Below are 25,944 nucleotides of genomic sequence, written 5' to 3'. Positions count from 1 at the left end.
AGAAGGCCGCCGCCCGAGCGTGGGCGGCGGCCTTTCCGCGTTCGTTCAGTGCTTCTCCCACTGGTAGAAACAGCGCGCCATCGCGTCCTTGGGGCTCCGCCAGGTCTCCGGGTCGTACGGGCTGACGAACGCTTCGAGCCGCCTGCTGATGTCGACGAACTCGGGGTGCCCGGCCACCTTGGCGATGGCGGGTCCCGGGTCCTGCTCGGCCTCGATGAAGTGCATGTACACATCGCCGAACTGGAACAGGGAGCGCTTGGTCACCCCGACGAGGTGCGGGAGTTCGCCGCGGTCGGAGGCCGCGAAGACGTCGGCGATGTCCTTGGCCGACTGCGGGGCCATACGGGCGACGATCAGTGCGTGGTGCATGCGGCCTCCACACGCTTGCGGATGAGCTCCATCTGGATGGGCGAGTTGCGGTTGATGATCTCCGTCATCCCGGCGTCGTCGACCGGGGCGTCGGGCTTCATCGCGAAGTCCTGCGTCCAGTGCATACGCGTGCCGGCCGGGGTCTCCTCGTACTCCCAGACGATGTTCATGTACTCGAAGGGGCCGGTCTCGACCCTGCGGGCACGCACGACGAGCTTCTCGCGGTCGGCGACCCGCTCCGACACCCAGCTCCACACCTTGCCGTTCTCGTCGGGGTGCATGGTCAGGCGGAAGGTCACGGTGTCGCCCTCGCGGGAGAGCACCTCGCAGGAGGCGTACTCGCTGAACAGCTGGGGCCAGCGGTCCAGGTCGTTCGTCATGTCCCAGACGAGGTCGACGGGTGCGGCGATGGTGATCTCGTTCTCGGTGTGTCCGGGCACTTCAGGCTCCTGTCGTGAGGGCGCCGTTGACGAGGTCGAGGAAGGCGCGGGGGGTCTTGCAGCGCTCGGCGTCGGTGGGCAGCGCCCGGCCGTGCCGGTTCTCCAGCTCGCCGACGATGCCGAGCAGGCCGAGCGAGTCCAGTCCGAACTCGCCGAAGGGTGTGTCCACCCGGCGTTCGAGTTCCTGCGGGTCCACGGTCACGCCGGCCGCCTTCTTCATCAGTGCGGCCAGTTCCTCGACGGTCACTTGGGTCACGTCGGTGGTCATGCTGGTTCTCCTTGTTGTTCAGTTCAGACGGCGGATCCGGGGCCGCGACGCACCACGAGCGCCGCGTTGGAGCCCATGAGTCCCCGGCTGAGGACCAGGGCGATGCCGAGCTCGGCCGGGCGGGGCCTGGCGGTCACCAGGTCGATGTCGTGGCAGATGTCGAAGACGCCCGGCGTCGGCGGGATCTGCCCGTGCTCCATGGCCTGCACCGCGGCCACGATGTCCAGCAGCGGCGCCCCGCAGTACGAGCGCCCGATGCCGGTCTTGGGGGCCGTCACCGGCACGCGGGTGCCGTGCGGGCCGAGGGCGTCGGCGAGGGCGAGCGCCTCCGCACGGTCCGCCTCGGGGACGCCCATCGCGTCCGCGAAGACCACGTCGATCTCCTCCGGGGCGCAGCCGGCCTCGTCGAGGGCGCCGCGGATGGCGTGCGCGAGCCCCTCCCGCGACCGGTCCCAGCGGGCGGCGCCGGTGAAGGTGGCGGCGTGTCCGGCCACGGTGGCCCGCACGAACGCGTCCCGGCGCCGGGCCCGTTCCAGGTCCTCCACGACCAGTACGGCACCGCCCTCGGCGGGTACGAAACCGCAGGCGGCCGAGGTGAAGGGGCGGTAGGCACGGTCCGGGTCGGCCTCGGTGCTGAGCTCGGGGTAGCCGAGCTGGCAGACCCCCGAGTACGGGGCGAGCGGCGCCTCGGCGGCCCCGACCACGACCACCTCGGTCCCCCGGTGCACGGCCCGGGCGGCGTGCGCGACGGCGTCCAGGCCGCCCGCCTCGTCGCTGGCCACCACCCCGCAGGGACCCTTGAAGCCCTTGCGTATGGAGATCTGGCCGGTGCTGGCCGCGTAGAACCAGGCGATGGACTGGTACGGCCCGACGAACCGGGATCCCTGTCCCCACAGCTTCTGCAGTTCCCGCTGGCCGAACTCGCCGCCGCCGGACCCGGCCGCGGTGACCACGCCGACGGAGTACGGCGAGTCGGCGGCGCTGCTGCTCAGTCCCGCGTCCTGAAGGGCGGCGTCGGCGGCGGCCAGCGCGAAGTGGGTGAACTTGTCGGTCTGGACGAGGAAGGTCTCCTCGATGAGGGCCGACGGGTCGAATCCGCGGACCTCGCCGGCGACCCGGAGCGGAAGGTGCTCGCAGCCCTCCCGGGTGATCCGGTCCAGTACGCTCGCGCCCTCCTTGACGGACTTCCAGTAGGTGTCAGCGTCCAGGCCGTTGGGCGCGACCACGCCGAGGCCGGTGACCGCGGTGTGCCGGGTACGTCGACCGCTCATCGTCGTCTCCTCCCACTCGTCCCGCTCGGCCCCGTCAGGAGCACCGCGGACTGGAACCCGCCGAAGCCGCTGCCCACGGAGAGCACGTTGTCGAGCCTGCGCGGGCGGGCGGTGCGCGGGACGTAGTCCAGGTCGCACTCGGGGTCCGGGGTCTCGTAGTTCGCCGTCGGCGGGACCACCTGACGGGCCAGCGCGAGCACACAGGCGACGACCTCGATCGCGCCGATCGCGCCGAGCGAGTGGCCCACCATGGACTTGATCGAGCTCATGGGGGTGTCGTAGGCGTGGGCGCCCAGCGACTTCTTGACCGCGGCGGTCTCGTGCCGGTCGTTCTGGCGGGTGCCCGAGCCGTGCGCGTTGACGTAGTCGATCTCGGTGGGGTCCACGCGCGCGTGGTCGAGCGTGTCGTCGATGGCCCGGGCCATCTCCAGGCCCTCGCAGGTGAGTCCGGTCATGTGGTAGGCGTTGCCGTAGGTGGCGTAGCCGCCGATCTCGCAGTAGACGTGCGCGCCGCGCGCGCGGGCGTGCTCCAGTTCCTCCAGGACGAGTACGGCTGCTCCCTCGCCCATGACGAATCCGTCGCGGTGGGCGTCGAAGGGGCGGGAGGCGTGCTCCGGGTCGTCGTTGTTGGGGGAGGTGGCCTTGATGGCGTCGAAGCAGGCCATGGTGATCGGGGAGATCGGGGAGTCGGAGGCGCCGGCTATGCAGAGGTCGGCGCGGCCCTCCTCGATGGTGTGGAAGGCGTAGCCCACGGCGTCGAGTCCGGAGGTGCAGCCGGTGGACACGGTCTGTACCGGGCCCTGGGCGCCGAACCGCTCGGCGACGTCCGCGGCCAGCGTGCTGGGCGAGAACGCCCGGTGCAGTTGCGGCTCGGCGGCGCGGTGGTCGACGTCCCAGCGCTGTCCGCGTTCGCTGACGAGCACGTAGTCGTGTTCGAGCCGGGTCGTGCCGCCGACGGCGCTGCCCAGGGACACGGCCACCCGCCAGGGGTCCTCGGCGGCGAAGTCGACGCCGCTGTCGGTGACGGCCTCCTGGGCGGCGACGAGGGCGAACTGTATGTACCGGTCGGCGCGTTCGACGACGTCGGTGTCGAGGCCGTGCGCGAGGGGGTCGAAGTCGCACTCGGCGGCGATCCGGGAGCGCAGGCCCTCGGGGTCGAACAGGGTGATGCCACGGGTCGCCGTACGGCCGTTGGAGAGCAGGTCCCAGAAGGCCGGGACCCCGATCCCGCCCGGGGCGACCACGCCTATGCCGGTGACCGCCACCCGCCGGGTCATGACAGCACCCCTGGGCGTTCCGGCTGCGCACCCTCCCCCTGGACGAGCGGGTACGCCTGGACGTCGTCGCTGATCTCGGGGGCCTCGGTGTCGACGTGGCCGAGCTTCGGGTTCGGCGCGAGGGGGCCCAGATGGAAGATCATCCGGGCTTCCTCGTCGCCGACGTTGCGGAAGCGGTGCCGCATGTCGATGGGGATCATGAGGCCCTGGTCGGAGCGGAGAGGAAACGTTTCTCCGTCCAGGTCGACCTCAAGCCTGCCCTCGACGACGTAGATGAACTCCTCGGAGTACGGGTGGTAGTGCTCGCTGATGCGTTCGCCGGGCTGGATGATGGCCAGGCCCATGAAGCCGCTCGTGGCACCCACCGTGACAGGGGTGAGCAGGGTGCGCAGGTCGCCGCCGCGCTTGCGGTTGGGCTCGATCTCGTTCAGGTCCACGACGCGCGGGCGCATCTTGTCCATGGTCTGTCTCCAGGTCGTTCGGTGGGGGTGGGTCGCTGTACGGGTCCTGGGCCGGCTGCTGTGCGTCTCTCTGAGCGGTTCGCTGGGCGGTTCGCTGGACGGTTCGCTGGAGGGTTCTGGGCTGAGCGAACTCGCGGAGCGATTCACCGGACGCTCGCCGGGCGGGTCCCGGTGCGGCTCCCTGTTCGGTCAGGACTGCGCTGCCCTGCGATCGGTGATCAGTGCCATGTCGGCGTGCGTCAGGAGACGGGTCGCCTCCCGTGCGCCCCTGAGCGGTCCCTCGACGCCGAGCGCGTCGCCGTCGAGCAGCCGGGCCAGCACGGCGGCCTTCCTCGGGCCGTGGATGCCGAGTGACATGACCGGATCGGTTTCGGGGTCACCCCGTACGTCGATGAGGCGGACGACGATGTCCTCGCGCTGGAAGACGGTGCTGCGGTGCACGGGGCCCGCGGGGTCGGCCGCGGCCGTCTCGTCCTGCGTCGCGAGGAACCGGGCCAGCGCCATTCCGCAGCCGTCTTTGGCCGGGTAGTAGAGGGCGTGCCGGGTGAGGCCGGCCGGTTCCGGGCCGCCGCGGGTCACGTGGTGGACGGGGGGCATGGCGGCGCGGGCGAAGAAGGTCCGGGCGGACTCGGGGTCGGTGAGATCCCGGTGCTGCTCCAGATGCGGGTTGAGGGCCTCTTCGACGGCCCGGATCTCGGGCTGGCGGGAGACGTGGCGCAGCGCCGTCGTGAGGTCGCCCTCGACCTCCACGGTTCTGACGACCCGGTTTCCGTGCATGAACAAGGTGGTGCGGCGCAGTCGCGTGGTGTCGTCGACGCGGGCCTCTGGTGGGGCGTAGCCGGCGAGGATCTCGGCGACCTTGGACTCGGAGCCGGGCTTGACGGTGAAGGTCAGGGCGTGGCGGATGACCCCGTCGCCGACGCGTACGTCCTTCTGGAGGCCGTCGGTGCGGGGGTGGGCGCCGCCGGTTTCGCGGACGATGCCGTAGCGCAGCGAGCGGATCTCGCGGGCGCAGCGGGTGAGGGGCCGGACGGTCTCGATGTGCTCGTCGCTGTTGACCCAGGCGTGGTACGGCGGGGCGGTGGCCCACTCGCTCGTGATGAGCCACTGGGACGGGTTCTCCAGGGACTGGCACAGTTGGTCACCGAGGTGCCCGGGGACGGACGCGACTCGGTCGCGCATCTGCTCGTACGCGTCCAGGAACTGTTGCTCGGCGCCTTCGTGGAGGTCGACCAGCAGAAGGACTCGCATCCTGGAGCCGTCGAACGCCGACTGGGATGTGTAGGGCGAAGTGGTCATCCGGCAGACCCTTCCTTCGCGGGAGCAAGCGGCGGCCGTCCGTGTCCACCAGCGCGAACGCGGGTTTCGGCCCTGAGCCTTCATCGTGGGTCAGGGCTCTGGGGTCCGCGAGCCGCGCGGGCCAATTGAGGGATCTGCGGGGGCATGTGCCGTCGCTGGCGCGTGGGTTGGGGTACGGGGATGCCTGCGGCGGCCTGCTGGTGTCCGGTGGGGGTACGCCGCGGCAGGCATGTTCACACGGCGGCGTCCCCTCACCGCCGCGGGCGACGGCACCCACCCGCAGGGGCCTACGGCCGACCCAGGCACTTCCAGCCCGTCCGGCGTTTGAGGACGAGGCCCTTCGGGCCGATGGCGGGGGTCCAGGGGGCGGCAGCCCCCTGGCGGGGTCGAAGGGGCGGAGCCCCTGGGGATGGGACGGGTAGGGGCGGCGGGGGCGAGGAAAAGCCCCGGGACGGGCAAGTCGCCGGGGCGGGTGGGGGCTTGGCTATTCGGCCAGGTGGCGTTCCACCGTTTCTACCTTGGACGTGAGCCCGTCCGTCACGCCGGGACGGATGTCCGCCTTGAGGACGAGGGAGACCCGGGGCGCCCGCGCCTCGACGGCGGCCACGGCCCGCTTGACCACGTCCATGACCTCGTCCCACTCCCCCTCGACGGAGGTGAACATCGCGTCGGTACGGTTGGGCAGCCCGGACTCGCGGACCACCCGGACGGCGTCGGCGACGTACTCCCCCACGTCCTCGCCGACGCCGAGCGGAGTCACGGAGAACGCGACGATCATGCGTTGACGATCCCTTCCTTGCGGGCCCGCGTGGCGATGACCGCGTCCTCGGCCTCGCGCTTGAGCCTGCGGTCGGCGAAGAACCCGCCGGTCGGCAGGACAGAGAGGACGAAGTAGAGCGCGGCGGTCTTCAGCGGCCACTTGGCCCGGTTCCACGCGTCCGCCCAGAAGATCACGTAGAGGATGAAGAGGACGCCGTGGACCGCACCCATCACGGGCACCGCGTTGAAGTCCGTGGTCCGCTTCAGCACCGAGCAGACGAGCAGGAGCAGGAACGACACCGCCTCGGGGGCCGAGACGAGGCGGAGGCGGCGGAGGGCGGTGGCGGTCTTGATGTCCACGGGTCACCTTCGTTGGGTTCGGGGGCTTCGGGGTATCGCGGGTTCGCGGGAGAGACCTCGGTCGCCCGGGTCGAGCTTGTGAACGTAAGCACAAACGCTCTCCCATTGTGGCAAACGCCGAGGGGTGGATCGGCCTCGGGGTGGCGTCAGGGGTGAAGTCCACCCTCAGGATCTGTTGGCGGTGGCCACCGCCGGTTACCTTCGCAGCGTGGCGATGTTCCGACTGCAAGGCAGCAAGGTGCTCGCCGTCGACATGACCGGGGATGCCGTGAAGGCGAAGAACGGCTCGATGGTCGCGTACGACGGGCAGATGGCCTTCAAGAAGATGAGCGGTGGCGGTGAGGGCCTGCGGGGCATGGTGACCCGGCGGCTCACCGGTGAGCAGATGACGGTGATGGAGGTGAAGGGGCATGGGACGTGCTGGTTCGCGGACCGGGCCTCCGAGATCAACCTGGTGAGCCTCCAGGGCGACAAGCTGTACGTGGAGTCGAGCAATCTGCTCGCCACGGACGCGGGGCTGCGGACCGGTACCTCCTTCACGGGGATGCGCGGCGCCTCGCAGGGCAACGGGCTGTTCACGACCACCGTCGAGGGACATGGACAGGCAGCGATCATGTCGGACGGGCCTGCCGTGGTGCTGCGGGTCAGTTCGCAGTATCCGTTGACCGTCGACCCGGGGGCCTATGTGGCGCATCAGGGGAACCTGCGGCAGTCCTTCCAGTCCGGCGTGACGTTCCGCACGCTCATGGGGGAAGGCGGCGGCGAGGCCTTCCAGATCCGGTTCGAAGGGGACGGGCTGGTGTACGTACAGCCGAGCGAGCGCAACACGATCGCGGGGGACGTGTGAGATGGGCTTCCGCGAGATCAACTCCAAGATGGTCGAGGCGACCGTCGTGCCGGGGCAGCGGCTGTTCAGTCAGCGCGGGGCCATGCTCGCCTACAAGGGCGAGGTGTCCTTCACCCCGAACATGGCCGGCGGCCAGGGCGGGATCATGTCGATGATCGGGCGCCGGGTGGCGAACGAGGACACCCCGCTGATGGCCGTCGAGGGCAGTGGGACCGTGCTCTTCGGGCACGGCGGGCACCACGTCCAGGTGATCAACCTCTCCGGCGAGACCCTCTGCGTCGAGGCGGACCGCCTCCTCGCCTTCGAGGGCACCCTCCAGCAGGGCACGATGTTCCTCGGCTCGCAGGGCGGGGTCATGGGCATGGTGCGGGGACAGATCAGCGGGCAGGGGCTGTTCACGACGACCCTGAAGGGGCACGGGGCCGTGGCTGTCATGGCGCACGGCGGCGTCTTCGAGATTCCGATCACCCCGCAGCGCCCGGTCCACGTGGACCCCCAGGCCTACGTCGCCCACCACGGCGACGTGCGCAACAAGCTGTCGACGGCGCTGGGCTGGCGGGACATGGTGGGCCGCGGCTCGGGTGAGGCCTTCCAGCTGGAGCTCAGCGGAAGCGGTGCGGTGTACGTCCAGGCGTCGGAGGAGAAGCTGTGAGCCCCTACGGAACCCCCGGCGGCTTCGGAACCCCCGCCGGCCCCACGGTCTTCGACCCGGCGACCCTGCCCTCCGACGACAACGTCAACGCCTACACCTTCTGCGTGGAGCTCAAGGGGAGCCAGTGGTTCCTGCAGAAGGGGAAGATGATCGCCTACTACGGCTCGATGGAGTTCAACGGCGTCGGGCACGGCCAGCTCGACCGAATTGTCCGTACGTCCTTTCATTCGCCTCTGCACGCGAGCGACTGGGTCGTGGCCGAGGGCTCAGGCAAGATGCTGCTGGCCGACCGGGCCTTCGACGTGAACTCGTACGACCTCGAAGACGGCAACCTGACCATTCGCTCGGGCAACCTGCTCGCTTTTCAGCCAAGTCTTGCCCTCAAGCAATCGATCGTGCCGGGTTTTCTGACGCTCATCGGAACCGGAAAGTTCGTGGCCGCATCTAACGGTCCGGTGGTGTTCATGGAACCCCCGATCCGGGTGGACCCGCAGGCACTCGTCGGCTGGGCCGACTGCCCGTCGCCGTGCCACCACTACGACCATGGCTACATGACCGGCGTAATGGGCGGTCTACGTGCACTGACAGGCCTCGGCGGGGCCTCCGGAGAGGAGCATCAGTTCGAGTTCGCCGGAGCCGGTACGGTCCTGCTCCAGTCGACCGAGACCCTGATGGCCGAGCAGGCCACGGGGGCTGTTCCGTCGGGGGCCGGAGTACCGGGTGCCGGCGGGACGCACACAAGCCCTTCACAGACGGCCGGTACACAGCGCCTTCCCGGACAGCTCGGAGACCTCCAGCGTCGCTTCGGGCTGTGAGCGGTAGTCTGCGGAGTGTGACATCGAACGTGTGCGCACACAGGGATGTCACAGAAAACCCTCGCTAGTTCGCCTTTCAACTTTTTAGGTAGACTTCATTCATGGAGACCGAGACGGCCACCCACTGGCTGACCGATGCGGAGCAGTGCGCCTGGCGCACCCACCTGGAGGTCAACAGGCTCTTGACGTACCAGCTCGAGAAGGACCTGCAGCCGTTCGGCCTGACGATGAACGACTACGAGATCCTGGTGAACCTCTCCGAGTCGGAGGACGTACGGATGCGGATGAGCGACCTCGCGTCGGCCACCCTCCAGTCCAAGAGCCGCCTGTCCCACCAGATCACCCGGATGGAGAACGCGAACCTGGTCCGGCGCGAGAACTGCGAGTCCGACCGCCGCGGGCTCTACGCGGTCCTCACCGAGCACGGCATGGAGACGATGCAGAAGGTCGCGCCGCACCATGTGGCGTCGGTGCGCAGGCACTTCATCGACCTGCTGTCCCCCGACTCCCTGACGGAGCTCGACAAGGCCCTCAAGCCCATCGCCGAGCACCTGCGCGGCCAGCGGGGACGCCCTTGACCCGGGCGACCCCGGTCTCTACTGAGCCTGCGGCAGGCGGAGTTCGAACAGGGCTCCGCCGGCCGGCGCCCGGCCCACGGTGAGCGTGCCGCCGTGCCGTACGGCGACGTCGCGGGCGATGGCCAGGCCCAGCCCGGCACCGCCGTCGTCACGGCTGCGGGCCTCGTCCAGCCGGACGAACCGCTCGAAGATCCTCTCCCGGTCGGCCTCGGCCACCCCGTCCCCGTCGTCGGCGACCGCCGCCACGGCCCAGGCGCCCTCCTGCCGCACGGTCACCGTGACCGCCGAGCGGGCGTGCCGTCCGGCGTTGTCCAGCAGGTTGGTGAGCACCCGCCCGACCTGTGCCCGTGACCCGGTCACCTCCACGGCACCCGCGTCCACCGTCACCCCCGCGCGCCCCTCGGCCTGATCGCGAGCCAGGGCGCCGAGGTCGAACCGCGTGTCGCCGGGCCGCTCCCCCGCGTCCAGACGGGCGAGCAGCAGCAGGTCGGAGGCGAGATCCTGGAGTCGTACGGTGTCCTGCACGGCGCCGTCGAGGTCGAGCAGTTCGGGATGCGCGGTGCCCACCTCCAGCTGGGTGCGCAGGGACGCGATCGGGCTGCGCAGTTCGTGCGAGGCGTCGGCGACGAACCGGCGCTGGCGTTCCACCGAGGCCTGGAGGGCGGCCAGCGTCTCGTTCGTGGTCAGCGCGAGACGGGCGACCTCGTCGTGTGTGCCCGGCACCGGTACGCGACGTGCGAGGTCCTCGGACGCCGTGATCGCCGCCATCTCGGTGCGGATCCCCTCGACCGGGCGCAGGGCGCGCCGGGTGACCAGCCAGGTGACGCCGGCGACGACGGCGAGCAACAGCGGAAAGCCGATCAGCATGACCGTCAACGCCGTTCTGACGGCGCTCTGTTCGGCGGAGAGCGGCGCGCCCGCGTACACGGTCAGCTGGCCCCGGCCCTCGACCTCGACGTGGACCTTGGCGAAGCGGTAGTCGTCCGTCTCGCCGTCGATCGTGGCGGTGCCGTTTGTGAAGCTGGTGTGTTCGCTGATCTCACCGGGGTCCAGGGATTCGCCGGCCGAGTCGTCGTCGGTGTCGTCGTCGGAGTCCTCACCGCTCTCGGCGGCACTGGGCGAGGTCCGCGGCTGCGGCCGCACCGCCTCGGTGCCCGTGCCGCTGATCCGCTCCAGGTCCTCGCCGGCCGCGAGCAGGTTGCCGTTCTCGTCGAGGACCTGGACGGGTTCGTCGGTGTCCACCGTCAGCGGCTTGTCGGGCCGCAGGAGCGCGATGTCCGTGGCGACGGCCCGTGCGGTGTGCTCCGCCTCCGTGCCGGCCTGCCCGACCAGGTTGGACCGCAGCGACAGCAGTACGGCGGTCCCGGCCGCGACCAGCGCCACGGCGACGACGAGAGTGGCGGCCAGGGTCGCCCGGGACCGGACCGAACCGAAGAGCCGGCGGCTCATGGCGACGCCTCCAGGCGGTACCCGGCCCCGCGGACCGTCCGGATCAGCTCCGCCCGCAGCTTGCGCCGCAGGGTGCTGACGTACACCTCGACGATGTTCGGGTCGCCCTCGTAGGCGAAGTCCCAGACGTGCTCCAGGATCTCGGCCTTGGACACCACCTCGCCGGCCCGCACCACGAGTTGCTCCAGGACCGCGAACTCCTTGGCGGTGAGGACCACTTCGCCGTCGCCGAGGAAGACACGGCGCGCGGCGGTGTCGACCTTCAGATCTCCGTGGACGTGCACGGGCGAGGCGCCCGCGCCCTGCCCTCCGCGCCGCAGCAGCGCCTTGACGCGGGCGACGAGGACGACGTACGAGAACGGTTTGGTCAGGTAGTCGTCGGCACCGGTGTCCAGCCCCTCGGCCTCGTCGTACTCGCCGTCCTTGGCGGTGAGCATCAGGATCGGCACGTCGTGGCCGGCGGCGCGCAGGGCGGCGCAGACCCGGTAGCCGTTCATACCGGGCAGCATGATGTCGAGGATCACCAGGTCGTAGCACCCCTCCGAGGCCCGGTACAGCCCCTCCCTGCCGTCGTGCACGACGTCGACGGCGTAGCCCTCGGCCGTCAGGCCCTTGGCGAGCGACAGGGCGAGCCGCTTTTCGTCCTCCACGATCAACAGGCGCATGGGTCAAGGTTCGCAAAGCGAAGCTGAAGATCTCTTCAGGGTCCTTCAGGTTCCTCTCAGCGTCGGTTCGGCACATTGATTCACGTCGAAACGACAGCGACTCGGGAGGAACCAGAATGAAGCGCAACATCGTCATCGCCACCGTCGCCGCCGCGGCCCTGATCGGAGGCGGCACCGTCGCGGCCTACGCGTCCGGTGACGACGACAGCGCGGCCACGCAGCGCCAGTCGACCGTCCGTGCCGCCGACGACCGGGACGACAGCGCGGAGGACGCTGCGGAGGACCGGGCGGACCGGGCGGACGACGACACCGTCGAGGCCCGTGAGCAGGCCCGCACCACCAAGATCGGCGCCGCCGACGCCATCGCCGCCGCGCTCAAGCACACGCCGGGCACCGCCGTCTCCGCCGACCTGGACGACGACGGCTCAGGCGCCTGGGAGGTGAACGTCGTCAAGGGCGACGGCACCGACTACGACGTCCGGGTCTCCGCCGACAACGGCAAGGTCCTCGGCGCCCAGCGCGACACCGATGACGACAACGACGGCCGGGAGGACCTCGCCGCGCTGAAGGGCGCGAGCGTGGACGCCCGTGAGGCCGCCGCGGCCGCGGCCGCGAACGGCACCGTCACCGACGTCGACCTCGACGACGACGGCCCCGCCGCCTGGAGCGTGGAGACCACCAAGGGCGAGTGGAAGGTCGACCTCAAGACGGGCAAGGTCACCCAGGACCAGGACGACCGCGACGGCGACGACGACGGCGACGACGACTGACGCCGGAAAGACCGCACCGCACTCCCGCGACACCCCGGCGCGACGACACGTCAGGTCGCCCGGACCACACCCCCGTCCCCCACCTCCCCCGCTTCCTCTTCCTCAGGGGCGCCCCCGTCACGGGTGGCGCCCCTCGCCACGGCCAGGGCCGCGAGCAGCGTCACCGCGCCGGTCGCCGCGAAGCACCACCCCGTCGGCAGCCGTCCGACCAGTAGCCCGGCGGCCGCGGTGCCTGCCGTACTCCCGGCGTTGACCGCCGTGTTCACCCAGGCCCCCGCCCGGACCCGGGTCTCGGGTGCGGTGGCCTCGTCGGCGACGAGATACGCGGTGGTGATGGCCGGGGCCACGAAGAACCCGGCGATCACCATGGCCGTGGTGAGCGTGCCGAGCCCCGGCGCCAGTCCCGCGCCGAACATCGCCAGCCCCAGGCCGAGGGCCGGCAGGGCCAGTCGCAGCCCTGCCGGAATCCGCCATGTGACGGCCCCGTTGGCGAGCCCTCCGACGGCGCTTCCGGCCGACAGGGCGGCCAGCACCCAGGCCGCGCTCCCACCGCCGTGGCCCCGCCCGTCGGCGAACGCCACGACCAGCAGCTCGACGGCGCCGAGCGCGAGCCCGACGCCCACGGCGGCGATCACGGGCCGCCGGATCCCGCTCAGCACGCGACGCCGGCCCGGGCCGCGCGCCTTCACCCTCGCGTCGCCGGGCGTCAGGTCCCCCACCACGGGCGAGGACACGAACCCGGCCGTCCCGGCCGCGATGAGCACCGCCCGACGACGATCCCGAGGGCGGGCGGAGCGAACTCGACGACCATGCCGACCAGCAACGGGCCCAAGACGAAGAGCAGTTCCTCGGCGACGGCGTCCAGGCTGTAGGCGCGCCGCACCAGTGCCCGGTCGCCGGCGATCCTCCCCCACACGGCCCGCATCGTCGGCCCCAGCGGGGGCGTACAGGCGCCGGCGGCGGCGCCCACGACGCCCAGCACGAGCGGTGAGGCAACCTGAGGGCGCCAGACGGCCGCGGTCAGCAACCCGAGTAACGCGGTGTAGGCCGCGGCCATCGGCACGAGCGCCCGGCGCGGTCCGTACCGATCGATGAGCGCCGCCCTCGCGGGCGACAGGAAGACGCTGGTCCCGGCGAACAGCGCCATCACGGTGCCCGCCACCGCGTACGACCCCAAGGTGCGGGTCACGGCGAGCATCATGGCCAGCGGGACGACGCCGTACGACAGCCTGCCGAGCAGGGCGGCGGCGAAGGTTCGGCGGGCATGCGGGATCCGGAGAACGGCGGCGTACGAAGGCCGCGCCACTGATGTGGAAGACACGGGGATTCCTCGACTCGAGGCGGAAAAGGGGACGCCCAGGCGCCACGCCGGTCACGACCGAGCGGCCGTGCACCGTACGCGGGCGGGGCGTGCCCTATGCCAAGAGGAGGTACATGCGGATCAACCTAGCAGCGCGACACCGGAGTTGACCACGCCCTCAGAGGCGCGGGGAACTGCGCGACCAGCCACGCCGGACCAGCGGACGAAGGTCGGCACACCGCGGCACATTCAAAAGCTCTCAGGCCTGAGTGAGCCCCGCCACCAGTTCGTCCGCCGCGCGGTACGGGTCCAGTTCGCCGGTGACGATCTTCTCCGCCAGGGCCGCGAGGCGGCGGTCACCGTGCAGGTCGGCGATCCGCTCGCGCAGGGCCGTGACGGCGATGGTCTCGACCTCCCGGGCGGCGCGGGCGCGGCGGCGTTCGGCCAGGACTCCGCGCTCGTCCATCCACGCCCGGTGCTTCTCCAGGGCTTCCAGGACCTCGTCGACGCCCTCGCCGCGCGCGGCGACCGTCTTGACGATCGGGGGGCGCCAGTCGCCGGGGCCGCGGGACTCGCCGAGGCCGAGCATGTGGTTGAGCTCGCGGGCGGTGGCGTCGGCGCCGTCCCGGTCGGCCTTGTTGACGACGTAGACGTCGCCGATCTCCAGGATGCCGGCCTTCGCCGCCTGGATGCCGTCGCCCATGCCCGGGGCGAGCAGGACCACGCTCGTGTCCGCCTGCGAGGCGATCTCCACCTCCGACTGGCCCACGCCCACCGTCTCGACGAGGATCACGTCGCAGCCCGCCGCGTCCAGGACGCGGATCGCCTGCGGGGCGGCCCAGGCGAGACCGCCCAGGTGGCCGCGGGTGGCCATCGAGCGGATGTAGACGCCGGGGTCGGAGGCGTGGTCGGACATCCGGACGCGGTCGCCGAGGAGGGCGCCGCCGGAGAAGGGCGAGGACGGGTCGACGGCCAGGACGCCGACCCTTTTGCCCTGCTTGCGGTACGCCGTCACCAGCGCCGAGGTCGAGGTGGACTTGCCGACACCCGGTGAGCCCGTCAACCCGACCACGTACGCGTTGCCCGTCAGCGGCGCCAGTGCCGCCATGACCTCCCGCAGCTGCGGGGACGCCCCCTCCACCAGGGAGATCAGCCGGGCCACGGCCCGCGGCCGGCCTTCCCTGGCCTGGGCCACCAGGGTGGAGACGTCCTGCATCACAGCTCCGTTCACGAAAGAGGTCCTACGGGTCCTGCCAGGAGAACTCAGGCCTTGGGTACCCGCACGATCAGCGCGTCACCCTGGCCGCCGCCGCCGCACAGCGCGGCCGCGCCGACGCCGCCGCCCCGCCGCTTGAGCTCCAGGGCCAGGTGCAGGACGAGCCGCGCACCCGACATACCGATCGGGTGACCCAGGGCGATGGCCCCACCGTTGACGTTCACCCTTTCCGGGGACACTCCGAGGTCCTTCATTGACTGCACCGCGACGGCGGCGAAGGCCTCGTTGATCTCGATCAGGTCGAGGTCGGAGACCTCCAGGCCCTCCTTCTTCAGGGCGTGGGCGATGGCGTTGGACGGCTGGGACTGCAGGCTGTTGTCCGGGCCCGCCACATTGCCGTGGGCGCCGATCTCGGCGATCCAGTCCAGGCCGAGCTCCTGCGCCTTGGCCTTGCTCATGACGACGACCGCGGCGGCGCCGTCCGAGATCTGGGACGACGTCCCCGCCGTGATCGTGCCGTCCTTGGTGAACGCCGGGCGCAGCTTGCCCAGCGACTCCGCGGTGGTCTCGGCACGGATGCCCTCGTCCTTGCTGAAGACGACGGGCTCGCCCTTGCGCTGCGGGATCTCGATCGGGGTGATCTCGGCCTCGAAGATGCCGTTCTTCTGGGCGGCGGCCGCGCGCTGGTGGGACTGGGCGGCGATCTCGTCCTGCTCGGGACGCCGGATGCCGAGACGGGTGTTGTGCTTCTCCGTGGACTCGCCCATGGCGATGCCCTCGAAGGAGTCGGTCAGACCGTCGTACGCCATCGCGTCGAGCATCTCGATCGCGCCGTACTTGAAGCCCTCGCGGGACTTCGGCAGCAGGTGCGGGGCGTTGGTCATGGACTCCTGGCCGCCCGCGACGATCACGTCGAACTCGCCGGCGCGGATCAGCTGGTCGGCGAGCGCGATGGCGTCGAGGCCGGACAGACACACCTTGTTGACGGTGAGCGCCGGGACGTTCATCGGGATGCCGGCCTTCACGGCGGCCTGGCGCGCCGGGATCTGGCCCGCGCCGGCCTGGAGCACCTGGCCCATGATCACGTACTGCACCTGGTCGCCGCCGATTCCCGCACGGTCGAGGGCGGCCTTGATCGCGAAGCCGCCGAGGTCGGCTCCGGAGAAGGACTTCAGTGAACCGAGCAACCGTCCCATGGGCGTACGCGCGCCCGCGACGATCACAGAGGTAGTTCCAGAAGACATGAGGTGCGATCCCCTTCCAGCTGGACAGCCGAGGAGTGAACGAGGGTTTACTTCGAATGTACTGAGTGGCACTCCGTGCCGTCACCGGGCCGTCGGTGTGATCGCGCGCACGTTGCGTAACCACCTCCGGGGCGCTGCACTGAATTCCATGCTGACGCGAATCGACCACATCGGGATCGCCTGTTTCGACCTCGACAAGACCGTGGAGTTCTACCGGGCCACGTACGGCTTCGAGGTGTTCCACTCCGAGGTCAACGAGGAGCAGGGCGTCCGCGAGGCCATGCTCAAGATCAACGACACCTCCGACGGCGGTGCCTCCTACCTGCAGCTTCTCGAGCCCACCCGCCCGGACTCCACCGTGGCCAAGTGGCTCGACAAGAACGGCGAGGGCGTCCACCACATCGCTTTCGGTACGGCGGACGTGGACGGCGACGCCGCCGACATCAAGGACAAGGGCGTACGCGTTCTGTACGAAGAGCCCCGCCGCGGCTCCATGGGGTCACGAATCACCTTCCTGCACCCGAAGGATTGCCATGGCGTACTGACAGAACTGGTCACTTCGGCGCCTGTTGAGTCACCTGAGCACTGACCCCCGTACATATGGGCCGGTAGGGTTGGGGGCGGTCGCCGCTCAGTCCAGGGTGACCCGGCCCCTCCGTCAAAGGTGGGACCGTTTCCGGGGTCCGGGTTTCGGGGGACGAGGGTGGGGCAACAGCCCGTGCTCCGCCGTTGATCTGACACCATTCCCCGGGGGCCCCGTTCGGCGGATGGACGGTGCTCGTATGGAGAGACTTGCGACCAGGGGACGGATGGGACCGCGCAGTGCGGGGCTACGAACGCCAGGAGCGAGAGCCGGCGGCTGACGTCGACCACCTCTCTCGGTTCGAGGCCGAGATGGATCGGCTGAAGACCGAGCGGGAGAAGGCGATCCAGCACGCCGAGGACCTCGGCTACCAGGTCGAGGTGCTGCGCGCCAAGCTGCACGAGGCGCGGCGGACCATCATGTCCCGGCCCGCCTTCGACGGCGGCGACATCGGCTACCAGGCCGAGCAGCTGTTGCGGAACGCGCAGGTCCAGGCCGACCAGCTGCGCCAGGAGGCCGAGCGCGAGCTGAGTCAGGCCCGGGCGCAGACCCAGCGGATCCTTCAGGAGCACGCCGAGCAGGCCGCCCGGCTCCAGGCCGAGCTGCACCAGGAGGCGGTGACCCGCCGCCAGCAGCTGGACCAGGAGCTGGCCGAGCGGCGGCAGACCGTCGAGTCGCACGTCAACGAGAACGTGGCCTGGGCGGAGCAGCTGCGGGCCCGCACCGAGCAGCAGGCCCGTCGGCTCCTCGACGAGTCGCGCACCGAGGCCGAGCAGGCCATGGCGACCGCGCGCGCCGAGGCCGAGCGGCTCACCAGCGAGGCCCGCCAGCGGCTCACCAGCGCGGCCGAGGAGGCCCGCACGGAGGCCGAGCAGATCCTGCGCCGCGCGCGGACGGACGCCGAGCGGCTGCTGAACGCCGCCTCGACGCAGGCCCAGGAGGCCACCGACCACGCCGAACAGCTGCGCAGCTCCACGGCGACCGAGTCGGACGCCGCCCGCCGGCAGGCCACCGAGCTCAGCCGGGCCGCCGAGCAGCGCATGGCGGAGGCCGAGGAGGCGCTGCGCAAGGCGCAGTCCGAGGCCGAGAAGCTGGTCGCCGAGGCGAAGACGGCCGCCGAGAAGGCGCTCTCCAGCGCCGAGTCGGCCAACGAGCAGCGCACGCGTACGGCGAAGGAGCAGGTCGCCCGGCTGGTCAGCGAGGCCACCAAGGAGGCCGAGAGCACCAAGGCGGACGCCGAGCAGGTCGTCGCGGACGCCCGCGCCGAGGCCGAGAAGATCGTCGCCGAGGCCGCGGAGAAGGCCCGCACGATCACCGCCGAGGAGAGCGCGACGCAGCTGTCCAAGGCGGCCAAGACCGCCGAGGACGTCCTCAACAAGGCGCAGGAGGACGCGCAGAACACCACCAAGGCGGCGGCCGAGGAGGCCGAGCGGATCCGTACGGAGGCCGAGGCCGAGGCGGACCGGCTGCGCTCCGAGGCGCATGACATCGCCGAGCAGCTCAAGGGCGCGGCGAAGGACGACACCAAGGAGTACCGCGCCAAGACGGTCGAACTCCAGGAGGAGGCCCGCCGGCTGCGCGGGGAGGCCGAGCAGCTGCGCTCCGAGGCGGTCGCCGAGGGCGAGAAGATCCGCGCGGAGGCCCGCAAGGAGGCCGTCCAGCAGATCGAGGAGGCGGCCAAGACCGCCGAGGAGCTGCTGTCCAAGGCCAAGCAGGACGCGGACGAGCTGCGTCAGAAGGCCACGACGGACAGCGAGAAGGTCCGTACCGAGGCCATCGAGCGGGCGACGACGCTGCGTCGGCAGGCCGAGGAGACCCTGCAGCGCACCCGCCAGGAGGCCGAGCGGCACCGCGAGGAGGTCGTCGAGCAGGCCGAGGGCATCAAGTCCGACGCCGAGCGGGCCGCGCGGGAGCTGCACGAGGAGACCGAGCGGGCCATAGAGGCCCGCCGTACCGAGGCCGCCGAGGAGCTGACGCGGCTCCAGACCGAGGCCGAGCAGCGGCTCACGGCGGCCGAGCAGGCGCTGACCGACGCCCGCGAGGAGGCCGCGCGCATCCGGCGTGAGGCGGCCGAGGAGACCGACCGGCTGCGCGCCGAGTCCGCCGAGCGGATCCGTACGCTCCAGCAGCAGGCCGAGGAGGAGGCCGACCGGCTGCGTGACGAGGCCGCGTCGGACGCGTCCGCGTCCCGTGCCGAGGGCGAGGCCATCGCCGTACGCCTCAGGTCGGAGGCCGCGGCCGAGGCCGAGCGGCTGAAGTCGGAGGCGCAGGACACCGCCGACCGGGTCCGTGCGGAGGCGCAGGCCGCCGCCGAGCGGCTCGCCACGGAGGCGTCCGAGACGCTGGCCGCCGCGCAGGAGGAGGCCGCCCGGCGCCGTCGCGAGGCCGAGGAGACCCTCGGTTCCGCCCGCCAGGAGGCCGACCAGGAGCGTGAGCGGGCCCGCGAGCAGAGCGAGGAGCTGCTGGCCTCCGCGCGCAAGCGGGTGGAGGAGGCGCAGACCGAGGCGGTGCGGCTGGTCGAGGAGGCCGACCGGCGCGCCACCGAGATGGTGTCGGCGGCCGAGCAGCACGCCCAGCAGGTCCGCGACTCCGTGTCCGGGCTGCACGAGCAGGCCCAGGAGGAGATCGCCGGGCTGCGCAGTGCCGCCGAGCACGCGGCGGACCGTACCCGCCGGGAGGCGCAGGAGGAGGCGGACCGGGTCCGCTCCGACGCCTACGCCGAGCGGGAGCGGGCCAGCGAGGACGCGGGCCGTATCCGCCGCGAGGCGAACGAGGAGTCCGAGGCCGCGAAGTCCCTCGCCGAGCGGACGGTCGGGGAGGCCATCGCCGAGGCGGAGCGGCTGCGGTCGGACGCCGCCGAGCACGCCCAGCGGGTGCGTACGGAGGCGTCGGACGCCATCGCCGAGGCCGACCAGGCCGCGTCGCGCACCCGGGCCGACGCCCGCGAGGACGCCAACCGGATCCGCTCGGACGCGGCGACGCAGGCCGACACCCTCATCACCGAGGCTCGCAACGAAGCCGAGCGGCTCCAGTCGGAGACGGTCGCGGAGGCCGACCGGGTGCGCACCGACGCGCTCGCCAAGGCCGAGAAGCTGGTCGGGGACGCCACGTCGGAGGCGGAGCGGCTGCGCGCCGAGGCCGCCGAGACGGTGGGGTCGGCCCAGCAGCACGCCGAGCGGGTGCGCGGCGACTCCGAGCGCGTCAAGGCCGAGGCGGCCGCGGAGGCGGAGCGGCTGGTCAACGCGGCGCGCGAGGAGGCCGAGCGCACTCTCGAAGAAGCCCGCAAGGACGCCGGCAAGCGACGCCAGGACGTGGCCGAGCAGGTCGACAAGCTCATCACGGAGACCACGGCCGAGGCGGACAAGCTGCTCACCGAGGCGCAGGCGCAGGCGCACAAGACGACCGCGGACGCCGAGGCGCAGGCCGACACCATGGTGGGCGCCGCCCGCAAGGAGGCCGACCGGCTGGTCTCCGAGGCGACGGTCGAGGGCAACTCGATGGTGGAGAAGGCCCGTACGGACGCGGACGAGCTGCTCGTCGGCGCCCGCCGGGACGCCACCTCGATCAGGGAGCGCGCGGAGGAGCTGCGCGACCGCATCACGACCGAGATCGAGGAGCTGCACGAGCGGGCCCGCCGCGAGTCGGCCGAGACGATGAAGTCGGCCGGCGACCGCTGCGACGCGCTCATCAAGGCCGCCGAGGAGCAGTTGGCCAAGGCCCAGGCGAAGGCGAAGGAGCTGGTCTCGGAGGCCAACTCCGAGGCGGGCAAGGTCCGTATCGCCGCCGTGAAGAAGGCCGAGGGGCTGCTGAAGGAGGCCGAGCAGAAGCGGTCCACCCTGATCCGGGAGTCCGAGGAGCTCAAGGCCGAGGCGATCCGCGAGGCAAGGCGCACGGTCGAGGAGGGCAAGCGCGAGCTGGAGGTCCTGGTCCGGCGCCGCGAGGACATCAACGCCGAGATCTCCCGTGTCCAGGACGTCCTGGAGGCGCTCGAGTCCTTCGAGGCGCCGTCCGCGGCGAAGGACGGCGGAGTCAAGGCGGGTGCGACAGTGGGAGCACCTCGATCGGGTGGCAAGTCGTCAGACAGCTAGCGAAGCGGGAGCGTTCGGGTGTCTCCTGGGGCCTTTGACCAAGTTTTTGGCAAGCCGTCCGACGGTTAGCCACTCAAAAGGGGTCTCATTCTCCAGATCAAACACGTATCCGCTCGATGACACACCGCTTCGGCCCCTAGGATTCCCCTTATCACCTCACCGGTCTCATTCGACAGGAACCCCATGAGCGACACTTCCCCCTACGGCTTCGAGCTTGTGCGGCGTGGGTACGACCGCGCTCAGGTGGACGAACGGATCTCCAAGCTCGTCTCCGACCGTGACAGCGCTCTCGCCCGCATCACCGCTCTGGAAAAGCGCATCGAGGAGCTCCACCTCGAGACGCAGAACGCCCAGGCCGCCGTGACCGACGCAGAGCCGTCGTACGCGGGCCTCGGCGCGCGTGTCGAGAAGATCCTCCGCCTCGCCGAGGAAGAGGCCAAGGATCTGCGCGAGGAGGCCCGCCGCGCCGCCGAGCAGCACCGCGAGCTCGCCGAGTCGGCGGCCCAGCAGGTCCGTAACGACGCAGAATCGTTCGCTGCGGAGCGCAAGGCCAAGGCCGAGGACGAAGGCGTCCGGATCGTCGAGAAGGCCAAGAGCGACGCCTCCCAGCTGCGCTCCGAGGCGCAGAAGGACGCGCAGTCCAAGCGCGAGGAGGCGGACGCCCTCTTCGAGGAGACCCGTGCGAAGGCCGCGCAGGCCGCCGCCGACTTCGAGACGAACCTCGCCAAGCGCCGCGAGCAGTCCGAGCGCGATCTGGCGTCGCGTCAGCAGAAGGCGGAGAAGCGTCTCGCGGAGATCGAGCACCGCGCGGAGCAGCTGCGTCTGGAGGCGGAGAAGCTGCGCACCGACGCCGAGCGCCGGGCTCGCCAGACGGTGGAGACGGCCCAGCGTCAGGCCGAGGACATCGTGGCGGACGCCAACGCCAAGGCCGACCGCATCCGTTCGGAATCCGAGCGCGAGCTCGCGGCGCTCACCAACCGCCGCGACAGCATCAACGCTCAGCTGACGAACGTCCGCGAGATGCTGGCGACGCTCACGGGCGCCGCGGTGGCCGCCGCCGGCACCCCGGCCGAGGACGAGCCGATCACCCGTGGGGTTCCCGCCCAGCAGACCCGGTAACGATCCGGCGCACGTCTGCTGAATTTTGGCAAAGCCCTCTGCCACTGGGGTGGCAGAGGGCTTTGTCCCGTTTTAGCGTGGGCGGCATGATCGAGCTTGAGGGGCTGACCAAGCGGTACGGCGAGAAGGTGGCGGTCAACAACCTCACCTTCACCGTCAGACCGGGCATCGTCACCGGCTTTCTCGGCCCCAACGGCGCCGGGAAGTCCACGACGATGCGGATGATCCTCGGCCTCGACCACCCCACCGCCGGCCAGGTCCGTATCGACGGCAAGCGCTACGACCAGCTCAAGGACCCGCTGACGTACATCGGCGCGCTGCTGGAGGCCAAGGCCTGGCACGGCGGGCGCAGCGCGTTCAACCATCTGCTGTGCCTCGCGCAGAGCAACGGCATCGCGACGAACCGGGTGCGCGAGGTGCTGGAGACGGTCGGGCTGACGGCGGTCGCGAAGAAGAAGACCAAGGGCTTCTCGATGGGCATGGGCCAGCGGCTCGGTATCGCGGGCGCGCTGCTCGGCGATCCGCGGATCCTGATGTTCGACGAGCCGGTCAACGGGCTCGACCCCGAGGGCATCCACTGGATCCGGAACCTGATGAAATCGCTGGCCGCCCAGGGGCGGACCGTGTTCGTCTCCTCGCATCTGATGAGCGAGATGGCCCTGACCGCCGACCACCTGGTGGTGATCGGGCAGGGGCGGCTGCTCGCCGACACGTCCATGGCCGACTTCATCGAGCGGAACTCGCGGTCGTACGTCCGGATCCGCGCCCCGCAGCGGGAGCTGCTGCTCGACGTCCTGCACACGGCCGGGATCACGGCGGTTCAGACCGGGGACGGGGCGCTGGAGGTCGACGGCAGCAAGGCCGAGCAGATCGGTGAGCTGGCGGCGCGGCACGGGGTCGTGCTGCACGAGCTGAGCCCGCAACAGGCCTCCCTGGAGGAGGCGTTCATGCAGCTGACCGCGGAATCGGTGGAGTACCACGCGCACGCCGACGCCCTGCCCGGCGGACAGCAGCAGCCACCGCGGCGGCAACAGCAGCCGTGGGGCAGCGAGTGGAGGAGGAGCTGAACATGGCAGCCACCCAGGTCGTCCGCTCCGAATGGACCAAGATCCGGTCCGTGGCCTCCACCGTATGGACGCTGTCCCTCGCCGTGGTGGTCACCATCGCCCTCGGAATGCTGATCTCGGGCCTGTCGGCGAACGAGTTCGACAACATGAGCGAGCGGGACAGGCTCTCCTTCGATCCGACGTTCATCAGTTTCGCCGGGATGAGCCTCGGTCAGCTCGCGCTGATCGTGTTCGGCGTGCTCGTGGTGTCGAACGAGTACAGCACCGGCATGATCCGCACATCCCTGGCCGCAGTGCCCCGGCGCGGGACGTTCCTGGCCAGCAAGATCGCGGTGGCGACCGGCCTCGCGCTCGTCGTCGGCCTGGCCACCAGCTTCGTCACCTTCTTCCTGGGCCAGGCGATGCTCGGCGACCACCGGGCGGAGATCGGCGATCCGGGGGTGCTGCGGGCGGTGATCGGCGGCGGGCTCTACATGACCCTCATCGCGATGTTCTCGATGGGCGTCGCCGCGATGCTGCGCTCGCCGATGCTGTCGCTGGGCATCCTGATGCCGTTCTTCTTCCTGGTCTCCAACATCCTCGGCAACGTCTCGGCGACCGAGAAGATCGGCCGCTATCTGCCCGACCAGGCCGGCAGCAGGATCATGCAGGTGGTCACCCCGATCGACGACGACAAGCCGTACGGCCCCTGGGGCGGCCTCGGGATCATGGTGCTGTGGGTGATCGCGGCACTCCTGGGCGGTTACCTCGCGCTCAAGAAGCGGGACGCCTAGCGGGGCGGGTGGCGGAACGCGGGGGCCGCTGGAGAGCCGTCGGCGCGCGAAGTTTTGCCTGCCCTTGGGTGGAACCGTCAGCGCCTAGGTATCCTCCTAACCCTTACGGGGGGCGTGTGCCCTGCTGTCCTGATCCTTTCGATGGGTGCGGAGCATGATCGAAGCAGTCGGCCTGACCAAGCGCTACGGCGACAAGACCGCTGTGTACAACTTGTCCTTCCAGGTGCGGCCCGGTTCCGTCACCGGCTTCCTGGGCCCCAACGGCTCGGGCAAGTCGACGACGATGCGGATGATCCTCGGCCTGGACAACCCGACCGCGGGACGCGTCACGATCGGCGGCTACCCGTACCGCAGGCTGCCCAACGCCCCCCGCCAGGTCGGCGCCCTGCTGGACGCCAAGGCCGTGCACGGCGGCCGGGCCGCCCGCAGCCACCTGCTGTCCCTCGCCCAGCTGTCCGGCATCCCGGCCCGGCGCGTGGACGAGGTGCTGGGCGTGGTCGGCCTCCAGGACGTGGCCGGCAAGCGATCCAAGGGCTTCTCGCTCGGCATGGGCCAGCGGCTCGGCATCGCCGCCGCGCTGCTCGGCGACCCGCAGGTGCTGCTGTTCGACGAGCCGGTCAACGGCCTCGACCCCGAGGGCATCCTCTGGGTGCGCAATCTGATGAAGTCGCTGGCGGCCGAGGGCCGTACCGTCTTCGTCTCCTCGCACCTCATGAGCGAGATGGCGCTGACCGCCGACCACCTGATCGTGATCGGGCGCGGCCAGCTGCTCGCCGACATGAGCGTCAAGGACTTCATCGCCGCCAACTCCGCGGGCTTCGCCCGGGTGCGTACGCCGGACACCGAGCCGCAGCTGCGCGAGAAGCTGTCCGCGGCGCTGACCGAGGCGGGCGGGCATGTGCTGCCCGAGCAGGACGGCGCGCTGCGCGTGACCGGGCTGCCGCTGCCCCGCATCAGCGACCTCGCGCACGACACGGACGTACGGCTGTGGGAGCTTTCGCCGCACCAGGCCTCGCTGGAGGAGGCGTACATGCGGATGACGCAGGGCGCGGTCGACTACCGCTCGACGACCGACCAGAAGGCCGGGCTGATGCAGCAGCTGCCGCCGGGTGCGCAGCCGCCGATGCCGGTGCCGGGGCAGGGCCAGCCCGGCTGGTACGCCCCGCCGCCGCCCCAGCAGGGTGGGCAGCCGTTCGCCGCGCCGCAGGGGCAGCCGGGGCCGTACGGCGGCCCTGGCGCGCCCGCCGCGGCGCCGGGGGCGGATGCGCCCAACCCGTACGCCCAGCAGGCGCCCGAGGCGCCGGCTCAGCCCCCTGCCGCACCGCCGCAGGCCCCGGACCAGCCGTCCGCCGAGCCCGCACCCTCCGCCCCTGCCGCCCTGACCAAGCCCGAGGACGCCCGATGAGCACGCCCCAGCCCCCGATGCCGCAGACCGCCGCACCGAACTGGCAGGCGGCGCCCGGCTCCTCGTACCCCACCTACACCTCGCCGATCCCCGTCGTGCGCACGCACCTCGGGCACGCGCTCGCCTCGGAGTGGACGAAGATCCGGTCGGTGCGCTCGACGATCTGGACGCTCGGCGTGTTCGTGCTGCTCGTCGTCGGCATCGGTCTGTCGGTCGCCGCGCTGATCGCCGGCAACGCCTCGGAAGGCAGCCTGAGCAAGGAGAACCCGCTGTCGTTCGGGTTCTTCGGGCTGCTGCTCGGCAGCATGTGCATCATCACGCTCGGCGTGCTGACCACCGCCTCGGAGTACGGCACCGGCATGATCCGGACCACGATGACCGCATGCCCGTCCCGTGGCCGGGTGCTGGTGGCGAAGTCGATCGTGTTCTTCGCGGTCGCGTTCGTGGTGACGCTGGCGTCGGCCCTGCTCGTCGCCCTCGTCGACGTGTCCATGCTGGACGCGCGGGAGCCGAGCGGTGAGGAGTGGCTGAAGGGCACGGTCGGTATCTCGCTCTACATGGCGTTGCTCGGCCTGCTCTCGCTCGTCGTCGGCTCGATCATCCGGCACTCGGCGGGCGCGATCACGATCATGATCGGTGTGCTGCTGGCCCCGCTGGTCATCGCGCTGTTCATGTTCTCGGAGTCCCTGCGCGGCCTCCAGGAAGCCCTGTTCCAGTACTCGATCCCGAGCCAGCTCGGCGTCTTCTACTCCCAGTCCCTCACCGGCTCGGGCCCGTCCGGCTGGGACCCCCTGTGGATCATGCTCGGTGTGACCGCGGCCGCCTTCGCCGGCGCCTACGCCCTCCTGGAGAAGCGGGACGTCTGACCC

General features: G+C 71.0%; 25 protein-coding genes and 1 pseudogene. 12 read left to right on the top strand and 14 right to left on the bottom strand.

Annotated features, from left to right (window positions below; translation table 11 throughout):
* Positions 1-45 precede the first annotated feature (45 nt).
* From ACZ4UU_RS26375 to ACZ4UU_RS26335, 9 genes are all read right to left on the bottom strand, one after another.
* Positions 46-369 (bottom strand): TcmI family type II polyketide cyclase, encoded by a 324-nt coding sequence (locus tag ACZ4UU_RS26375; protein WP_234765244.1) that lies wholly within the window; start codon positions 367-369, stop codon positions 46-48.
* The gene (locus ACZ4UU_RS26370; protein ID WP_471905815.1) at positions 354-809 is read right to left on the bottom strand and encodes an SRPBCC family protein; all 456 of its coding nucleotides are present in this window, start codon (positions 807-809) and stop codon (positions 354-356) included. Before ACZ4UU_RS26370 ends, ACZ4UU_RS26375 begins: the two co-directional genes overlap by 16 nt.
* Position 810: 1 nt before the next feature.
* Complete coding sequence (locus tag ACZ4UU_RS26365; protein ID WP_471905814.1) at positions 811-1,077, bottom strand: acyl carrier protein; 267 nt, start codon at positions 1,075-1,077, stop codon at positions 811-813.
* Positions 1,078-1,100: 23 nt separating this feature from the next.
* Positions 1,101-2,348 carry a ketosynthase chain-length factor gene (locus ACZ4UU_RS26360; RefSeq protein ID WP_471905813.1) on the bottom strand — a complete coding sequence of 416 codons (1,248 nt, stop codon included), beginning with the start codon at positions 2,346-2,348 and terminating at the stop codon, positions 1,101-1,103.
* Entirely contained in the window at positions 2,345-3,625 is a 1,281-nt protein-coding gene (locus ACZ4UU_RS26355) for a beta-ketoacyl-[acyl-carrier-protein] synthase family protein (protein ID WP_471905812.1), read from the bottom strand. The genes ACZ4UU_RS26360 and ACZ4UU_RS26355 overlap by 4 nt, the downstream gene beginning before the upstream one ends.
* Complete coding sequence (locus ACZ4UU_RS26350) at positions 3,622-4,086, bottom strand: cupin domain-containing protein (RefSeq protein ID WP_217210287.1); 465 nt, start codon at positions 4,084-4,086, stop codon at positions 3,622-3,624. The genes ACZ4UU_RS26355 and ACZ4UU_RS26350 overlap by 4 nt, the downstream gene beginning before the upstream one ends.
* A 189-nt stretch (positions 4,087-4,275) precedes the next feature.
* Positions 4,276-5,385 (bottom strand): SchA/CurD-like domain-containing protein, encoded by a 1,110-nt coding sequence (locus ACZ4UU_RS26345; RefSeq protein WP_471905811.1) that lies wholly within the window; start codon positions 5,383-5,385, stop codon positions 4,276-4,278.
* Positions 5,386-5,869: 484 nt separating this feature from the next.
* Entirely contained in the window at positions 5,870-6,163 is a 294-nt protein-coding gene (locus tag ACZ4UU_RS26340) for an MTH1187 family thiamine-binding protein (RefSeq protein WP_062715249.1), read from the bottom strand.
* On the bottom strand, positions 6,160-6,504 hold the full coding sequence (locus tag ACZ4UU_RS26335; RefSeq protein ID WP_234762220.1) for a DUF3817 domain-containing protein: 345 nt from the start codon (positions 6,502-6,504) through the stop codon (positions 6,160-6,162). Before ACZ4UU_RS26335 ends, ACZ4UU_RS26340 begins: the two co-directional genes overlap by 4 nt.
* 214 nt (positions 6,505-6,718) lie before the next feature.
* Between ACZ4UU_RS26335 and ACZ4UU_RS26330 the strand changes: the two genes are divergently transcribed.
* The 4 genes from ACZ4UU_RS26330 to ACZ4UU_RS26315 all read left to right on the top strand — a co-directional run bounded on the left by ACZ4UU_RS26330 (position 6,719) and on the right by ACZ4UU_RS26315 (position 9,396).
* The gene (locus ACZ4UU_RS26330) at positions 6,719-7,351 is read left to right on the top strand and encodes an AIM24 family protein (protein WP_471905863.1); all 633 of its coding nucleotides are present in this window, start codon (positions 6,719-6,721) and stop codon (positions 7,349-7,351) included.
* A gap of 1 nt (position 7,352) precedes the next feature.
* Complete coding sequence (locus ACZ4UU_RS26325; RefSeq protein WP_471905810.1) at positions 7,353-8,003, top strand: AIM24 family protein; 651 nt, start codon at positions 7,353-7,355, stop codon at positions 8,001-8,003.
* Positions 8,000-8,818 carry an AIM24 family protein gene (locus ACZ4UU_RS26320; protein WP_471905809.1) on the top strand — a complete coding sequence of 273 codons (819 nt, stop codon included), beginning with the start codon at positions 8,000-8,002 and terminating at the stop codon, positions 8,816-8,818. The genes ACZ4UU_RS26325 and ACZ4UU_RS26320 overlap by 4 nt, the downstream gene beginning before the upstream one ends.
* Before the next feature lie 101 nt (positions 8,819-8,919).
* Positions 8,920-9,396: a MarR family winged helix-turn-helix transcriptional regulator gene (locus tag ACZ4UU_RS26315; protein ID WP_234762217.1), complete on the top strand. Its 477-nt coding sequence runs from the start codon at positions 8,920-8,922 to the stop codon at positions 9,394-9,396.
* 18 nt (positions 9,397-9,414) lie between these two features.
* On the opposite strand, the gene ACZ4UU_RS26310 is transcribed toward ACZ4UU_RS26315, so the two are convergent.
* Together ACZ4UU_RS26310 and ACZ4UU_RS26305 are read right to left on the bottom strand one after the other, a co-directional pair.
* Positions 9,415-10,845, bottom strand: a complete 1,431-nt coding sequence (locus tag ACZ4UU_RS26310) for a sensor histidine kinase (protein ID WP_471905808.1) — start codon at positions 10,843-10,845, stop codon at positions 9,415-9,417.
* Complete coding sequence (locus tag ACZ4UU_RS26305) at positions 10,842-11,510, bottom strand: response regulator transcription factor (protein WP_471905807.1); 669 nt, start codon at positions 11,508-11,510, stop codon at positions 10,842-10,844. Before ACZ4UU_RS26305 ends, ACZ4UU_RS26310 begins: the two co-directional genes overlap by 4 nt.
* Before the next feature lie 116 nt (positions 11,511-11,626).
* Here ACZ4UU_RS26305 and ACZ4UU_RS26300 point away from each other — a divergent pair, with 116 nt between their 5' ends.
* Positions 11,627-12,280, top strand: a complete 654-nt coding sequence (locus ACZ4UU_RS26300) for a PepSY domain-containing protein (protein WP_471905806.1) — start codon at positions 11,627-11,629, stop codon at positions 12,278-12,280.
* A gap of 50 nt (positions 12,281-12,330) precedes the next feature.
* Here the strand turns inward: ACZ4UU_RS26300 and ACZ4UU_RS26295 are convergent.
* From ACZ4UU_RS26295 to ACZ4UU_RS26285, 3 genes and pseudogenes are all read right to left on the bottom strand, one after another.
* Positions 12,331-13,601, bottom strand: a pseudogene (locus ACZ4UU_RS26295) (MFS transporter).
* A gap of 238 nt (positions 13,602-13,839) precedes the next feature.
* Positions 13,840-14,796 carry a methylmalonyl Co-A mutase-associated GTPase MeaB gene (gene meaB, locus ACZ4UU_RS26290; RefSeq protein ID WP_471905862.1) on the bottom strand — a complete coding sequence of 319 codons (957 nt, stop codon included), beginning with the start codon at positions 14,794-14,796 and terminating at the stop codon, positions 13,840-13,842.
* A gap of 47 nt (positions 14,797-14,843) precedes the next feature.
* Entirely contained in the window at positions 14,844-16,040 is a 1,197-nt protein-coding gene (locus ACZ4UU_RS26285; RefSeq protein WP_471905805.1) for an acetyl-CoA C-acetyltransferase, read from the bottom strand.
* Positions 16,041-16,188: 148 nt separating this feature from the next.
* Between ACZ4UU_RS26285 and mce the strand changes: the two genes are divergently transcribed.
* The 7 genes from mce (at position 16,189) to ACZ4UU_RS26250 (ending at position 25,941) form a co-directional block, all read left to right on the top strand.
* Positions 16,189-16,629, top strand: coding sequence for a methylmalonyl-CoA epimerase (mce, locus tag ACZ4UU_RS26280; protein WP_048582912.1), 441 nt, complete (start codon positions 16,189-16,191; stop codon positions 16,627-16,629).
* Positions 16,630-16,862: 233 nt separating this feature from the next.
* On the top strand, positions 16,863-20,711 hold the full coding sequence (gene scy, locus ACZ4UU_RS26275; RefSeq protein ID WP_471905804.1) for a polarized growth protein Scy: 3,849 nt from the start codon (positions 16,863-16,865) through the stop codon (positions 20,709-20,711).
* A 183-nt stretch (positions 20,712-20,894) separates the two neighbouring features.
* The gene (locus tag ACZ4UU_RS26270; RefSeq protein WP_471905803.1) at positions 20,895-21,830 is read left to right on the top strand and encodes a cellulose-binding protein; all 936 of its coding nucleotides are present in this window, start codon (positions 20,895-20,897) and stop codon (positions 21,828-21,830) included.
* 86 nt (positions 21,831-21,916) lie between these two features.
* A complete protein-coding gene (locus ACZ4UU_RS26265) occupies positions 21,917-22,897 on the top strand; it encodes an ABC transporter ATP-binding protein (RefSeq protein ID WP_471905802.1) in 981 nt (326 codons plus the stop codon).
* Positions 22,898-22,899: 2 nt separating this feature from the next.
* Complete coding sequence (locus tag ACZ4UU_RS26260; RefSeq protein ID WP_471905801.1) at positions 22,900-23,670, top strand: ABC transporter permease; 771 nt, start codon at positions 22,900-22,902, stop codon at positions 23,668-23,670.
* Positions 23,671-23,824: 154 nt separating this feature from the next.
* Entirely contained in the window at positions 23,825-25,075 is a 1,251-nt protein-coding gene (locus ACZ4UU_RS26255; protein ID WP_471905800.1) for an ABC transporter ATP-binding protein, read from the top strand.
* A complete protein-coding gene (locus ACZ4UU_RS26250) occupies positions 25,072-25,941 on the top strand; it encodes an ABC transporter permease (protein ID WP_471905799.1) in 870 nt (289 codons plus the stop codon). Before ACZ4UU_RS26255 ends, ACZ4UU_RS26250 begins: the two co-directional genes overlap by 4 nt.
* The last annotated feature ends 3 nt before the right edge of the window (positions 25,942-25,944 follow it).

This window comes from Streptomyces sp. NPDC028907, assembly GCF_055564995.1.
The sequence above is the reverse complement of the archived record's forward strand: the minus strand, read 5'-3'. Positions and strand labels throughout refer to the sequence as shown.